The sequence below is a fragment of the Intestinicryptomonas porci genome (genome assembly GCF_033971905.1).
GTDB classification, from domain to species: Bacteria; Verrucomicrobiota; Verrucomicrobiia; order Opitutales; family Intestinicryptomonadaceae; genus Intestinicryptomonas; species Intestinicryptomonas porci.
Genome location: NZ_JALBUT010000005.1, coordinates 177,020 through 192,265, shown reverse-complemented (window position 1 = coordinate 192,265; position 15,246 = coordinate 177,020). Strand labels below are relative to the sequence as shown.

General features: G+C 47.2%; 11 protein-coding genes. 7 read left to right on the top strand and 4 right to left on the bottom strand.

Annotated elements, in window-relative coordinates; translation table 11 throughout:
- Positions 1-133: 133 nt before the first annotated feature.
- The 4 genes from MOX91_RS05760 to MOX91_RS05745 form a co-directional block, all read right to left on the bottom strand.
- Positions 134-2,326: a glycoside hydrolase family 32 protein gene (locus MOX91_RS05760; RefSeq protein ID WP_370397131.1), complete on the bottom strand. Its 2,193-nt coding sequence runs from the start codon at positions 2,324-2,326 to the stop codon at positions 134-136.
- A gap of 127 nt (positions 2,327-2,453) precedes the next feature.
- Positions 2,454-3,812, bottom strand: coding sequence for an MATE family efflux transporter (locus MOX91_RS05755; protein ID WP_370397130.1), 1,359 nt, complete (start codon positions 3,810-3,812; stop codon positions 2,454-2,456).
- Between the two features lie 92 nt (positions 3,813-3,904).
- Positions 3,905-5,308, bottom strand: coding sequence for a carbohydrate porin (locus MOX91_RS05750; protein ID WP_370397129.1), 1,404 nt, complete (start codon positions 5,306-5,308; stop codon positions 3,905-3,907).
- A 57-nt stretch (positions 5,309-5,365) separates the two neighbouring features.
- On the bottom strand, positions 5,366-6,268 hold the full coding sequence (locus MOX91_RS05745; RefSeq protein WP_370397128.1) for a Ppx/GppA phosphatase family protein: 903 nt from the start codon (positions 6,266-6,268) through the stop codon (positions 5,366-5,368).
- 142 nt (positions 6,269-6,410) lie between these two features.
- Between MOX91_RS05745 and rpmH the strand changes: the two genes are divergently transcribed.
- The 7 genes from rpmH to smc all read left to right on the top strand — a co-directional run bounded on the left by rpmH (position 6,411) and on the right by smc (position 15,184).
- The gene (gene rpmH, locus MOX91_RS05740) at positions 6,411-6,548 is read left to right on the top strand and encodes a 50S ribosomal protein L34 (protein ID WP_370397127.1); all 138 of its coding nucleotides are present in this window, start codon (positions 6,411-6,413) and stop codon (positions 6,546-6,548) included.
- A gap of 27 nt (positions 6,549-6,575) precedes the next feature.
- Positions 6,576-6,935, top strand: a complete 360-nt coding sequence (rnpA, locus tag MOX91_RS05735; protein ID WP_370397126.1) for a ribonuclease P protein component — start codon at positions 6,576-6,578, stop codon at positions 6,933-6,935.
- Positions 6,922-7,254, top strand: coding sequence for a membrane protein insertion efficiency factor YidD (gene yidD / locus MOX91_RS05730; RefSeq protein WP_370397125.1), 333 nt, complete (start codon positions 6,922-6,924; stop codon positions 7,252-7,254). Before rnpA ends, yidD begins: the two co-directional genes overlap by 14 nt.
- Positions 7,255-7,278: 24 nt before the next feature.
- Complete coding sequence (yidC, locus tag MOX91_RS05725) at positions 7,279-9,162, top strand: membrane protein insertase YidC (protein WP_370397124.1); 1,884 nt, start codon at positions 7,279-7,281, stop codon at positions 9,160-9,162.
- Positions 9,163-9,241: 79 nt separating this feature from the next.
- The gene (locus MOX91_RS05720; RefSeq protein ID WP_370397123.1) at positions 9,242-9,982 is read left to right on the top strand and encodes a YebC/PmpR family DNA-binding transcriptional regulator; all 741 of its coding nucleotides are present in this window, start codon (positions 9,242-9,244) and stop codon (positions 9,980-9,982) included.
- Between the two features lie 5 nt (positions 9,983-9,987).
- Positions 9,988-11,382, top strand: a complete 1,395-nt coding sequence (gene leuC / locus MOX91_RS05715; RefSeq protein WP_370397122.1) for a 3-isopropylmalate dehydratase large subunit — start codon at positions 9,988-9,990, stop codon at positions 11,380-11,382.
- A 91-nt stretch (positions 11,383-11,473) separates the two neighbouring features.
- A complete protein-coding gene (gene smc, locus MOX91_RS05710) occupies positions 11,474-15,184 on the top strand; it encodes a chromosome segregation protein SMC (protein ID WP_370397121.1) in 3,711 nt (1,236 codons plus the stop codon).
- Positions 15,185-15,246 lie beyond the last annotated feature (62 nt).

The following is a 15,246-nucleotide window of genomic DNA, read 5'->3' as shown; positions in this document are numbered from 1 at the left end:
TTCGCCAACTTCGTATTACTCTATAAAAACTAAACAGCATAAGAGGCATTGTAGGACTTCCGTCCTCTTTGCCTCCATTTTTTTCTACTTCTTCTACCCTCATCCCACTACCTTTGACGATGAGCGAGAATTTTCACATAAGTTCTTTCAAGGATGATTTTGAGTAGATTTTTTTCATTTCGCGAATTGCAAGGTCTTTGACGACAAGTCCATTGCCCTGCAAGCATATTAAAACATTGTCTTTGCCAAACGGCATATGCAAAGATATAACCCTCTTGTTGTCGTGGAAAATTTCAAGAGAGCATCTGTCCGCAAAAATTTTCACGTTCATGTTGTCGCCGACTTTCTCGTCCATTTGGAATTTACGATTTTCCCAATGCAGGTTTCTTGTAGCCTCAGGGCGTTCTTCCTTTGGTAGAGCCGTTATGCTGTAAGCGTTTTCCTGCTTCGAAAATTCAACAACCGCAGCTCCTATTTGGAATTTAAATTCCTCCGCATTCCTTACATCCAAATCCGCCTCGACCATAACCGAGCTTGGAAACATTCCAAAGCTGTTGAGTTCGTCGCATTTTAGGTTTTTAAAGCTCTTTTCTTTCTTATAGATCTTTTCGACTTCCCTTGAAAGAGACGCGTATATCGCATATTTGCCCGATTTCTCAACGAGGCGCAAGTCCATGGGCAAGCTCATTATCTGAGAAAAACACATGCCCGTTTTCCCGAAATCCTCCGCGCTTGCGTTTATCCACGAAATATTTATAACCCTGCCGTTCGGAGCATTGTTGAAGACCTGCCCTGCATACGCGTTGCCTACCACGAATTTGGCGCATCTATCATCTCCAAGCCTTGTAAATTTTTCGCCGTCAAAATCGCCTACAACACATTCGCCGCGCGCATCGAAAATCAAATATTTTTTATTTTTCGGATTTCCGTTCACGGGCATTGATATAATATATGGGCATTCGTAGAAGTCGTCAAGCTCCTGCCCCCTTTGCCAAGTTTTCAAATCTTTTGAAAAATAAAATACGAATTTTTTTGCGCCAACCGCATTCTCATTCGGCTTTACCACTTCATAACGCAAAACGACCCATCTTTTTGTCGGCTCATGATAAAAAATACAGGGATCGCGCCCGTGAACGGTCGAAATGGGGTTCGGCAAGGTTGTAATATTTTGGCTGTCGGAAGTGTATGCAACATAATCACCCTTCCCAATCAGAGTGTACGCAAAAATAATCCCGCCGTTTTTATCGAAAAACCCGCTTTTGTTTTTCAAATCGACAAATCCTGTACCCGACCAAATGGCGTTGTTGCCGCCGTTTTCGTAATATCTGGCATTAATGCCCACAGGCAAATGCCGCCAAGTCATCAAGTCCTTTGATACTGCATGACCCCAATACTTCTCGCGGCTATGATACGCAAAAGGCGAAAGCTGATAGTACATATGCCAATCACCTTTCCAAAATACCAAGCCGTTTGGGTCGTTCAGCCAGCCCTGCGGAGCCGAAAAATGATATTGAGGGCGCAAAAGCTCGTCGGGAAAAGTTTCCGACCAATATTTGTCCGCCGTTTTAAATTCGACTTTTTCAGATATGCCCGACAGAAGTTCAACCCGCAAAACTTCGCCTTGCAACTCAAGAGTTTCCATAGAGTAATACCACTGCGGATTTTTAAAATCGACACGCATTTTTGCATTCAGCAAGACTTTCTTGTTCGACGCATCTGAAACTCTTACAAAGCGTTCGGAGGAATCGTTGTTTATTGGGATATTTAAATATTTTTTTGCGTTTGGAATCTCCAAAACCGTCTTCTTTATGATGCCTTTCGGGTTTTCCGTCAAAACGATGTCATCGACATTTATATGCCCCCAACCGCCTTTTGCATTATCGACAATTTCGATTATCGCCGTTTTACCGAGATAATTCCTTAAATCAATCGACTTGGGCTCGAGACGCTCGTTGTTTATCCCTGTCAATCTGCCAACTTCCACCCCGTCAACCATTACGCGCAAAAACGCCGCGTCCCGCCTGTCCCCGCCGCCAACCAAGGCATCCAAATACGGACGCTCTATTTTAAACGGAACACTTGAAAGCTTCCCCGTAGTGTCGTCTTTGTTAAAGTAGGAATTTACAAGGAAATTTCCGCTGTATCCGCTAACAGGTTGTTGATATTTAAATCCGCCCCTTGCGGGAGCATCGGCAAACGCCTCGCCCTCGACTTTCCATTTTGGAGAATAAGAGCCGCTTTCAAAATCGTCTATTAAAATATCCGCCGCACCAAAGGAAGCAGAAGTAAGAGCAAGCGATGCCAATAACGCAAAAAATTTCTCCATATACCATCTGTTCAAATTAAAAACTCAAATTTGATGAATTTTAAAATAGGGAAAAAAACGAATGTCAATATATTTCAAGCGACAACAAAATCGCAATTTTCGGATTTCAAGCAAATTGCAAAAAACGTCAGGCGTATTGTTTGAAATCGCCTTTTTTGAGGGAGGAAAGAGCCTTAAACATAAGCGTAAAAGATACGAAAAGCGTCATAAACTCCCCGGTAGGAACTGCCGCCCATATTCCGTCAACTCCGAAGAAATACTGCAATGCAAAAACCGCTATAACGGTAAATGCAAATCCTTTCAAGAATGAGATTACAAGCGAAATCTTCGCGTTGCCGATTGCCGTAAAGTATGCCGAAGCCAAAATATTCAAGCCCTGCATCAAAAACGCAAAGCTGAAAATCTTTGCCCCGCCCTTTGCAAGCGCGATGACTTCCGCTTCCTTGTCGGAGAAAAACAAGCCAATTGCAAAATCATTGAAAAGAAAAATGAAAGCCCAAAACGCGATGCCAAGCAACCCCACCACCGCCGCCGCAAGTTTCAACGCCCCGAACACGCGATCCGAATTTTTCATTCCGTAATTATATGATATGATTGAGCGCATTCCGTCGGTAAGACCTATAAAAAACGCCGCCGCAACAAACGACAAATAATTAACCGCCGTAAACGCCGCAACCCCCGCGCTTCCGAGGCTTTTCATCATAACATAGTTAAATATTATTATCATCAAGTTCACGGTGAGTTCCGACATTCCCTCGGACGAGCCGTTATAGAGCATCATAAGCGAAGTCTTCAAAGAAAATCCGCCCTTGAAAAGCGAAAGCGTCGAAGCCCGCTTAAAGAATGTCGGAAGCGAAAACAAAAGCCCCGCCGCGCCGCCGAAAATCGTCGCGTACGCCGCCCCGACAAGCCCCATTTTCAAATACACAATGAAAAACAGGTCGGAAACAAGGTGCACCACCACCATCAAGACCATTATAAAGAAAGAAAACATGGGTCTGCCTTGCGCGCGGAAAGCCCCGCTTAAATAAAACACAAGGGAAGTCATCGGCATTGATATTGCCGAAATTTTAAGATAGACGGAGCAATCCGAAAGCAGTTTTTCGTCCGCGCCCATAAACCGTGAAACTTCAACAGAAAAGAAATAGGAAAAAACCGCCCACGAAAGCGTTGCCGCAAGGGTAAGAACAAATCCCGAAAAAAACGCGCCGTTTGCCCCCGCGTAATCGCGCTCGCCAAGCCTCAACCCCACGATGCACTGCGCCCCAACGTTCAAAACTATGCAAAACGACACGGTAAGCCCGAAAACCGGCAAAATCAAATTCATGCTCGCCAATGCGTCTGCGCCGACAAAATTGCCGATTAACGCCCCGTTTATCAAAATCTGTATTCCGAAAAACAAAAGCGACATAATGCCGGGCACGGCAAACCTCACAAACAGAGGCAACATTGCTCCCTCTGCAAGCCGCCTTTCTCCCAGAGACATTGCCTGCGAATTTTGCATAAGCCCCCCAAAGTGATACCGGCAAAAATTAAGTCAACATAAAAATCTTTGCTGAAAGCCGACGGGAAAAACGCTTAAAAAGACGCCCCGAATTGAAGCCCCAAAACCATGCCCGACGGATATTGCCCCCCTGCGGTATGCACGACATACTGCATGTCGGGCTGAACAAATAAAAACCTGTTTACCTGCACCTTGTAATTCAACTCGATGACAAGCTCGTACGAGTTGCGCTCGGGCGTCCTCAATTTTTCCGAAAACTTTCCGTACGACACGCCCAAGCACAAAACATCGTCGGGGCGCGATTCAAACGGAGCGTTAAAGAACGCCCCCGCCGTTATGAAAAGCGGCATGTAAGCCAAGTCTTCCGACGGGTCGTATTGCAGTGCGCCCCAAAGCACGACGCCGCGCAAGTCGCGGTAGGCGTCTTTATGCAAATCGCGCTTAATGACATTGCCTTTCGACCTGTCAGGGAAACCCAAATTAAGCACCATGTAGTCCGCCTGAAAATATAAAGACTGGTTGAAGTGCGAATGGCGCAGAGGGTTTGACAAGTGTTCGACGCTGTACCAATCGGCGACAAACCCCATAGAGACATTGCCCGGGGAACGCCCGGATGAGTCGTGATTTATGTCCCATCCGATTTCAAAATTGGCGTTCACTCCCAAGCCGTTAGTGAAAGAAAAATCCAATCCGTGCCTTGAATTTCTTTCCTGGGCATCGCTATTTATCTGATAGACGCCCGCCTTGAAATAAAGCCCGCTTGGCAAGTTAACCTGTCCCATCGCACCCCACACCGCCGACGGATAAGCGGAAAATTTTACCTGATTATAAACTCCCACGGGATTACCGTCGATGGAATTTGACATGTAAAGCCAGTAAATCGGCTTTGTCATAAAATTGTCTCCCGCGGCAATTCGCCCGAATTTGAACATAAAGCTTGCGCCGTCTTCCGACGAATGGCTGTAAGTCAAATACATCGACTGCATTCTCAATGTCTGGCTGCCGTAATTTTGCTGCAATGAAAAAGTGTTCTTGAAATAGTCCCGCGTAAGCGAATTTCCAAAACGCCAAACCCATGTGTTTACAAACGACCAGCCTTTCAAAGCCTCCAAATTCGTAAGCTTGTACAAGTCCACGCCGTACCCCAAATTCACGGAACTTGAAATCGCCGCGCCCTGCCTGTCGCCGCCGTAAGGATTAGCCGCAAAATTGCCAAGATACGTAATAACGGGCACAATCCCGTATTTTTCAAGTTGGGAACGAATCCCGAAGGCGTTTCCGAAAGCGTAAGGTCCGTTGAACCAATTTTCAAACTCTCCGCCCTCTACGCTCTGCGCGTCATCATAATAAGAGCCTATGTGCGAAACCGGAATTTCCTCTATAAAAATGTCTTCCACAAAAAATTCCCTATGCACGGCGTTTAAAAACTGAACCGCGCACAAAAGCGACATTACGCACAAATATTTAAAAACTTTCATTTGCAGCGTTTTTTAGTTTTTACGAAACCGATTATATCGAAAAAAATCAATCCGCCATTAGATTTTTTTTAGAGATTTCCCGTATTTAAAATAGGCGTTTGCAACGCCATACCGCAAGGAAATCTGCGTATGCACCATAAAAGGAGATTCAAAATGCCTTAAAACTTCCATAAGGCACAAAAACGCGGCGGGCAAAATGTCTCCCCTGTTTTGCGGAGTGCCGAATTTTTCGGAAAGCCCTTCCGCTCCAAGCTCGTCAGCCAAATTCAGGCAAAAGTTGAAGTCGTCCAAAGAAAGCTCGCGCTTTTCGCAAAATTCCCCGTTTCCCAAGATAAAACGCGCCGCGCTCAACGCTCCGCCTGCCACGACAAGCTTAAAATCGCCTTTCGGAACGGATATTCTTTTTAAAAGCAAAGAGCATCTTTCTTTTAATCCCGCGCGGTTCAAAACCCCGTTTTCCGTAAAAGAATTTGTGAGGCGCACCGCGCCTATCGGGAGGCTGTCCATAGCTATGATTTTGGATTTTTCCCTGCTTACAAACTCCATGCTTCCGCCGCCCAAGTCTCCGTAAACGACCGAGGAATCGGATGATATATTTAAGTAAGAGTCTCCCATGGCGCCCTCAAAAGAAAGCTCCGCCTCCTCTTTTCCCGAAAGCACCCTTATTTCAATTCCCCTGCTTTTAAGCTCAGCTAAAACTTCTCCCGCGTTTTTCGACTCCCTCAGCGCGGAAGTACCGAAACAGAAAACATCGAATTTTTCGCTGTTTTTCATCGAGCGTTTGCAAAGGGAACTTACGGCGTCTTCAATTATCTTGGCGGCATCGGACTTCAAACCTTCGGGCGACGATATTCTGCTATGCTCGGAGCGGTCGGCCGTGGCGGCAACCTTTCCGCCCTTAAAATCGGCAAGAAGCGATTTTATGGAATTTGAGCCTATGTCTATGAACAGAGTTTCCATTGTAGTTTTAATGTTTGCACAAAAGCGTATTTCAAACAAGATTTTTCAAAGTTAAAAAAATTTTTTCAAAAATAAGTTGACACATTCGCGAAAGTTTATTTTCTTTGCTTGCTTTAACTTTATTTATTTTAACAGAGACATCATGAATCCTACATACAGCCCATCGAAATTGAAGAGAGTACGTCGCTGCGGTTTCCGCGCGCGCATGAGCACACGCGGCGGCAGAAGCGTCATAGCATCGCGCCGTCAAAAAGGCCGCAAACGCTTGGTCACAAAATAATATTTGTTTGGCAAAAGAAGGCATGTAATGCGCTTTACTTTTGAAAATAGAGTGCGTTTGCAAAAAGACTTCGATTATATAAAAGAAAATGGAGTGAAGGCGGATTGTTCCGCCTTTATTTTGTATATGGCGCACCCCAAAGAACCCCGTCCGCAATCGAGGCTCGGAGTTGTTGCGAGCAAAAGGGTCGGCAATTCGGTGGTTCGGCACAGGGCAAAGCGGGTGTTCCGCGAAGTTTTCAGAAATTCGCAAATTCCGATGCCGATTGACGCGCTGGTTTTCGTGCGCAGGGGGTTTTACAAGTTTGAGTTTGCCGCGCTGAAAGACAAGTTTGAACGTGCAGTTTTGGCATTCATAAAAAAGCAAGTCGAAAATGAACGGAAATAAACCGACAATTTTTGCAAAAATCTGCATTCTCTTTTTGAAATTTTACAAGGCTGTAATTTCGCCGATAATCCATGTTTTACCTGGCAGTGGCTGCCGCTTTCACCCAACCTGCTCACAATACACTCTTGAAGCGGTAAAAAAATTCGGGGCGGTAAAAGGCTCCATTATGGGTTTTTGCCGAATTTTGCGTTGCAATCCGTTAAGCAAAGGCGGGCTTGACTATGTTCCCGAAAAATTTTCGTGGAAAACCCTTTTCAAGCAAAATGAAACTCCGCCAAAAAACTGCGTTGACGAAAACCCGAAAAACCGCCATATTTAAACCTTATTTTTTAATTAAAAGACAATGGACGTAAAAAACACATTTATAGGGCTTCTTTTCCTCGCCGCGGCGGGGTATGTGATGTACACGAGCGCAAATCAGCAAACTCAAATCCAAAGCGCGCAGGAATACACACAGGCAGTTTCTAAATCAGAAGCCGAAAATCCCGCGCGGGATGTTGCAAAGCCCGAAGTTTTGGCGGACGCAAAAGACAATTTCAATGAAGAAATTTCCGTGCTCGAAAACGAGTACATGAAAGTCTCCTTCACAAACAAGGGCGGCGCGATTAAGGAAATAAAGCTCCTAAAATATAAAGAATCACAAAATTCCAACGAGCCTTATATCTTTAACGACACAAGCAAAACACTCGCAATGGGTCTTGCTTTCTCGGAAAGCCCAAACGGTGCGCCGATTCTCTTTGAAAAGGCGTTCAAGCTCTCAAAGCTGACAAAAAATTCCATCGTTTACGAATATTCTTCCGATAAGACGCAGATATACAGGGTTTACACGCTTGAAGAATCCGCCTCAAAGGGCTTTATCCCCTATGTAATAAACACAAACACCCATATTAAAAACATTTCGGATAAGACATGGCAAAGCCGCAAAGTCTTTGTGTCGCTTGGCATGGAAACTCCAAACGCGGGAGATATTTACGGCAATAACCTCGCATTCGGAGTTTACAACGGAGATTACACGGAGTTTGCCTCTTCCTCTAAATTCGTGGATTCAAGCGGATTTTTTGGAATAGGCGCATCTAAGGCTAAGTCGATTTCAAAAATCGAGCTTTCAGACACCGTTTGGGGGGCTATAAAAAACCAGTTCTTTACCACGATATTCACGCCTGAAATCAAAGGCGACGGCGGCATCGCCCTGCCCGTTTCAATAAATCCGGACGCGGAATCAAAGTACATGAAAAACGGCTTGGCAGGCTTTATGGGCTTTAACCTTAAAGAAATAGAGCCTCAACAGAGCGTCGAACTTGCGGGAACTTTTTACGCAGGGCCCAAGGACCTTTCAAACCTCGTTGACTTGGGCAAAAACCAAGACTTGGTAATGGACTACGGCTGGGCGTCGTTCATAAGCAAGCCGCTTTCCATTTTGCTTTCGATGATAAATTCCGTCGTCGAAAAAATTTCGCCGAACTGGAGCTGGGGATGGGCAATTATCATATTGACCGTCATAGTCAGGGCGTGCCTCTGGCCGCTTACGGCTGTGCAAATACGCTCTTCCTTAAAGATGTCGAAATTGCAGCAGCCCCTTGCGGAAATCCGCAAGAAATACGCAAACGACCAGCAAAAGATGAGCCAGGAAACAATGAAGCTTTACAGCGAATACGGCATAAATCCGTTTGCGGGATGCCTGCCTCTTTTGATACAGCTTCCGATTTTCCTCGGGCTTTACTATATGTTGCAAAGCTCAAGCGGCATAAGATTTGCGCATTTTCTCTGGATTCAGGACCTCTCTCTGCCCGACTACATTCCGGGATTTGAAACTGTTTTCGGATTATCGCTCCACCCTCTTCCGATAATAAACGCAATCATAACTTACCTGCAAATGCAAATAACCCCGATGGCGACAGCCGAAAAGGGTCAGGCACTCATGATAAAGCTTTTGCCGTTTATAATGCTTTTCTTCTTCTACAATTTCCAATCGGCATTGGTGTTGTACTGGACGATGCAAAGCTTAATCGGCGTTGTGCAGGCGATTGTGATAAACAAAAAAAGGGGTTCTTTCGAGCTTACAAAGCGCGACGCAAGCAAGCCGACCTTCATGCAGAGGGTTGCGCAGGCGGCGCAAGAAGAAGCAAAGCGCAGGGAAGCCCAGAGGGCTGAAATGCTGAAAGGCACAATGCACGATCCCCGCAAGAAAAACCCCGGCGGGCGTTCAACTCCGTCCAAAAGAAAATAATTGCAAACGAAGCAAAAAAACTCAAAATTTCAGACAATAATATTTTAAGCTTAAATAGCAAAAAAGAAAAGGATAGCAAATGTCAGGACATAGCAAATGGGCTACAACAAAAAGACACAAAGCCGCAGTTGACGCAAAACGCGGCAAAATATTCAGCGCAATCAGCAAGGACTTGACGCTCGCGGCAAAGGCGGGCGGCGGAGACCCCGAAACAAATGCGCGTTTAAGAACCCTCCTCGCCAAGGCAAAAGCGGCGAATATGCCCGCCGACAACGTTGACAGGGCAATCAAAAAAGGCACGGGGGAATTGCCGGGCGTCTCTTATGAAGAAATCGTTTACGAAGGCTATGGTCCGGGCGGCATAGGCTTTATCGTTGAAGTCACAACCGACAACAAGAACAGGTCTGTCGCGGCGGTGCGCTCCACATTCACAAAGTTAGGCGGCAACCTCGCAACATCGGGCGCGTTAAGCTTCAACTTCACACGCAAGGGTCAGTTCATCATAAACGCCGAAAAGACATCGGAAGACGCCTTGATGGAACTCGTTTTGGACGCGGGGGCCGAAGACATCATAAACAACGAAGACCACTTTGAAGTCCTCTGCCCCATTTCCGAATACGACGCGGTTTCGGCGGCATTGGAAAAAGCGGGCATTGAACCCGACGACTCAAACCTCGCATACATTCCCACAAACTTGGTTCCCGTCACAGACGCTGAAACCGCCCAAAAAGTCATCCGCCTTGAAGAAACTCTGGACGACTTGGAAGACGTGCAAAACGTCTATGCAAACTACGACATCGACGACTCTCTCTTGGGCTAAAAGTTATGGGAAAAACTCTTTTTGAAAAAGTTTGGCAAAAGCACGCCGTGCGCGAATTGCCCGACGGTTCAACCCAGCTTTTCGTCGGCACGCACCTTTTGCACGAAGTGACAAGCCCGCAGGCCTTCGGAATGATGCGCACTTTGGGTCTTAAAGTCAAGTACCCGAACCGCACGTTCGCGACGGTTGACCACATCATTCCAACCCACGACATATCGGAGCCTTACGCCGATCCGCGCGGGTATGAAATGCTTACGGAACTTCGCAAGAACTGCCTTGAAAACGGCATAACTTTCTTTGATGTTCCAACGGGCAAACAGGGCGTAATCCATATCGTCCACCCCGAGCAAGGCATTATCCACCCGGGAATGACGGTTGCCTGCGGAGACAGCCACACCGCAACGCACGGCGCGTTCGGCGCAATCGCGTTCGGCATCGGTACAAGCCAGGTCAGAAACGTTTTGGCTACGCAGACTCTCGCTTTCAAAAAGCTGAAAGTGCGCCGCATAAACGTAAACGGCAAGCTTTCAAGAGGAGTTTATCCCAAAGACGTCGCTCTCCACATTATTCGCAAACTCGGAGTAAACGGCGGATTGGGCTACGCCTACGAATTTGGCGGCGAAGTCTTTGACAATATGAGCATGGAAGGCAGGATGACTGTCTGCAACATGGCAATCGAAGGCGGCGCGCGCGTCGGATACATCAATCCTGACGAAACGACTTTCAACTACTTGAAAGGTCGCCCCTACGCTCCGAAAGCGGAAGAATGGGACAAAGCTGTCGAATATTGGAAGACTATCGCAAGCGACGCCGACGCGGTCTATGACGATGTTCAAAACTTCAACGGCGAAGACATCGAGCCGACTGTTACATGGGGCGTAAACCCATCCCAGGCAATATTTATCGGCGAAAACATTCCCGACCCCGAAACCATTGCCGACGAAACCCAGAAAAAGGACGCAAAAGACGCCTTGGCTTACATGAAGTTTAAGGCGGGAACTCCCATTGCGGGAACTCCGATAAACGTCGCTTTCATAGGTTCTTGCACAAACGGCAGGCTTTCGGACTTTGAGGAAGCCGCGGCTTTCTTGAAGGGCAAAAAAGTCGCAAAAGGAGTAAGGGCGATTGCCGTCCCCGGCTCACAAATCGTCGAAAGAATTGCGATTGAAAAGGGTTTGGACAAAGTATTCAAAGACGCGGGGTTTGAATGGAGGCACGCGGGATGCTCAATGTGCCTTGCGATGAATCCTGACAAACTCGTTGGCGACGAACTTTGCGCTTCGACTTCAAACCGCAATTTCAAAGGCAGGCAGGGAAGCCCGACGGGCAGAACAATGCTCATGAGCCCTGTAATGGCGGCGGCGGCGGCAGTCGCGGGCAAAGTCGTGGATTGCAGATAAGATTTATTAAATCTTTTTTTTAGGAAATTGCAGACAGCCCAATCGGGCTGTCGCGCAATTTACGGCGAACGGCAAAAAATAAAATTTCGCGATGTTTTTAAAGCAGGTCACAATAAACGGATTTAAAAGTTTTGCAGACAAAACCACAATGATTTTGCCCCAAGGCATAACGTGCATTGTGGGTCCGAACGGCTGCGGCAAAAGCAACATCGTGGATTCCATAAGGTGGGTTTTGGGCGAGCAAAGCGCAAAGGCACTGCGCGGCGGAAAAATGCAGGACGTCATATTCCAGGGCACCGACAAGCGAAAGCCCCTCCAGCTATGCGAAGTAAGCCTCCTTTTCAGCGACTGCGAAAAACAGCTCGGAACAGCGTTAAACGAAGTTGAAATCACCCGCAGGGTTTCGAGGGACGGGGGAAGCGAATACTACATAAACGGGAAATCCGCGCGCCTTAAAGACATACAGCACCTGTTTATGGATACGGGCATTGGCAGAGTCTCGTATTCGTTTATGGTTCAGGGGCAAATCGACCAAATTCTGTCGTCAAACCCGGGCGAAAGGCGTTCAATCTTTGAAGAGGCGGCGGGAATAACAAAGTATAAGACACAGAGGCGCGAAGCATTAAACAAGCTTTCCTTGGTTGACCAAAACTTGGCGCGCGTAACCGACAGAATCGAGGAAATCGGAAGGCAAATCGGAACGCTCAAACGCCAAGCCTCAAAAGCTCTGCGCTACAAAAGGCTGAACCACCGCCTGCGCCATCTTGACTTGGCAATAAACGCAAAAACCTACGCAAGCCAAAATCAAAAGGTCTTGGAAGACGAAAGCGAGCTTGCAAAAATTTCAAAAGAATACGAAGAATTTGCCCTCGCCCTGCGCGAAAAAGAAGAAGAGCTTGCAATGTTGCGCACGCGAAGGGCTGAGACAAACGCACGCCTTGAACAGCTCCGCGCAAACGCGGCGGAACTGCGCTCGGCAAAAGAGCAAAGCGAGCACGCCGCGGAATTTTCAGTCCTTCGCAAAAAAGACCTGAGCGAACGCGTTTTGCAGATAGCAAACGAGCTTGAAGCCCTCACTCAACAGTCGGAAGCCCTTGAAGGAAGGGCGCGTGGAGACGACGAGGTAAGGCAAATGCAGTTAAATTTAGTCTCCGGTTCGGACGAAACTTTCGCCATTCAAAACGCAGAGTTAAACCAAGTCGAAAACGACTTGAAGCAGGCGGAACTTGAACTTGAAAGAATCAAGCAGGACGTGCTGGTTGCAGAAGGCGGAATAACCCGCTTGCGTTCGAACTGCACGACGCTCGAAGTTGATTTGAAATCCTATCAGGTTCGCCACGCCGCAATATCCGATTCCCTCTTTCAAACGCGCGAAGAGATGCATGTTTTGGGGCAAAGGGCGGAAGAGCTGAAATTCGCACTTGAAAACGCCTACGAACGCCTTGCGTCAAGCGAAAGCGACATTTTAAGCGCGAACCAAAAAGTCGATGCCAAGCGTTCGAAATACCGCGAATGCCAAATTGAAATCCAAAACAAAGACAGAACTTTGGCGGGTAAAGCCGCGCGCTTGAGCCTTCTAAACGACTTCAAAAACAGAATGGAAGGCTTCTCGGACGGCGTAAAAGCCATAATGCAGGGGAAAATTTCCGACATACTCGACCCGTCGCAAGCAAAAGTCATAAGCCAGAGCATTGAAGTCGAGGAAGGCTGGACTTCGGCGTTTGAAACATTGATGGGAAGTGCCATCGACGCAATTTCACTGAAAGACTCCTCCTTGCTTTCTCCCGTAATTTCCGCAATCCGCGAACGGGGGCTTGGGAAAGCCTGCTTGCAAATAACAGCCGCCGCGCAATTCGGCGAGCCGCCCGCCCTGCCCCAAAACATACGCAAGGCTTCTGATTTTGTCAGGGCGGAAACGGAAGAGCTTGACGCGCTTGCAAAAAACTTGGTCGCAAACTGCTATTTTTGCGAAGACATTTGCGACTTTGAAGCATTGGCAAAACAAAATCCGAATTTTAAGTTTGCCATGGCTGTCTCGCGGGCGGGAGACATAATGGACAGCCGCGGCATCGTTTACATTTCCAACAGCGCAAAAAAAGACACAGAATCAAGCTTCATTTTGCGAAACCGCGAAATCAAACGCCTAAACGAGGAAATAGCGTCCGACAACGCCGAGTTGACAGCCTTACACGAAAAGGCAATGGCAATCCAAGCCGACCTCGACGCCGCGGAAGCGTCCGTTGAGCAGGCAAAAATCTCCACCGCAGAATTGCGCCGCGAAATAGCTTCCATTGAAGCGCAAAGCAAGGCAATGGAAGCCACAATGTCGGGAAAGCGCATTGAAATTGAAAAGCAGGAGCGCACCCTTTCCGAAATGGAAAACTCAAAATTTGAAGCGCAGGACAAGCTGAATTTTGCAAAGAGCGAAATGGAAAAGGCGGAAGAGGCAATCGCAAGCGGACGCCAAAACGCCGCCGCCGCCGAACAAAAAATTTCAGAGCTTAGAATTTTGAAAGACCAAAAATTTTCCGCCCTGTCGGGAGCAAAGCTCGACTTGGCGGAAAAGAAATCGCGCCTCGAAAACTTAGAGCGCGGGCTTTCTGCAATCAGGGAACAGCAGCGAGAAACTTCGGAGCTTATCGAACGCCGCAAATCCGAGAAAAACTCCATCGAAGAGCAGATAAAAAATATCGATTCCGATGCGGAATCGGAAAAAACAAAGGCTCAAAAAATCGCCGAAGAACTGGAAAGCGCAATGCGCGTAATCGAGGAAAACCGAGCCTCTTTAAACGAAAGCGAAATGCGCGTTGCGGAATTCGAGGAAACAATGAACCTTGAACGAACCCGCCAAAACTCCTTAGGCAGGACAAAAAACGAAATCGAAGTCCGCCTTGCAACGCTGAAATCGCGCCTAAGCTTCATCGTGGAGCGCATTTTGTCGGACTATGAAACAAACATCGCGTTTGTCGATTGGAAAAAAGAACTGTGGCTTGCCGACGAGGAATTTGAAGTCAAAATAAAATTAGACGAGCTTGAAGACGGCGAAATTGAGGCAAAACCAAAAGCAAAGCGCGGAGAGCCGACCCAAGAAGACTTCGACGCAATGGACAGCCTGAACTTCGACTTGTTTGAAAATGAAGTCAAAGACTTGCGCGACAAAATCTCATCTATGGGTTCGGTAAACTTGGTGGCAATCGAAGAATACGCCGAACTTAAAGAACGCTACGACTTTTTAAACACGCAAAGCGAAGACCTCTGGAAATCCAAAAACGAATTGGTTGCGGCAATCGACGAAATTAACGCGACAAGCCAGCAGTTGTTCGCCCAGACATTCGAGCAAATCCGCAAGAACTTCGACTTTACCTTCAAAAAAGTATTTGGCGGCGGCACTGCCGATTTAAGATTGGTTGAAAGCGAAGACGTGCTCGATAGCGGCATTGAAATCGTCGCCCGCCCACCGGGAACGGTCTTAAAAAGCCTTTCGCTCCTTTCAGGCGGGCAAAGAACGATGACGGCGGTTTCGCTTTTGTTTGCGATTTACATGGTAAAGCCGAGTCCGTTCTGCGTCCTCGACGAGCTTGACGCCCCTCTTGACGACGCGAATACGGGCAGATACACCGACATACTGAAAGAGTTTACGAAATACTCGCAGTTTCTGGTTATCTCGCACAGCAAAAAGACCGTATCTGCCGCCGACACAATCTACGGGGTTACGATGCAGGAACGCGGCGTTACAAAACTAATTTCAATGCGCTTCAAAGACGGCAACATCACTGAAAACAACGAAGCGCAAAACGCGTAAAAAAACAAAAATCGGACAAGAAAACCTTGTCCGATTTTTTTAACGGGTAGAGCAATAAACGG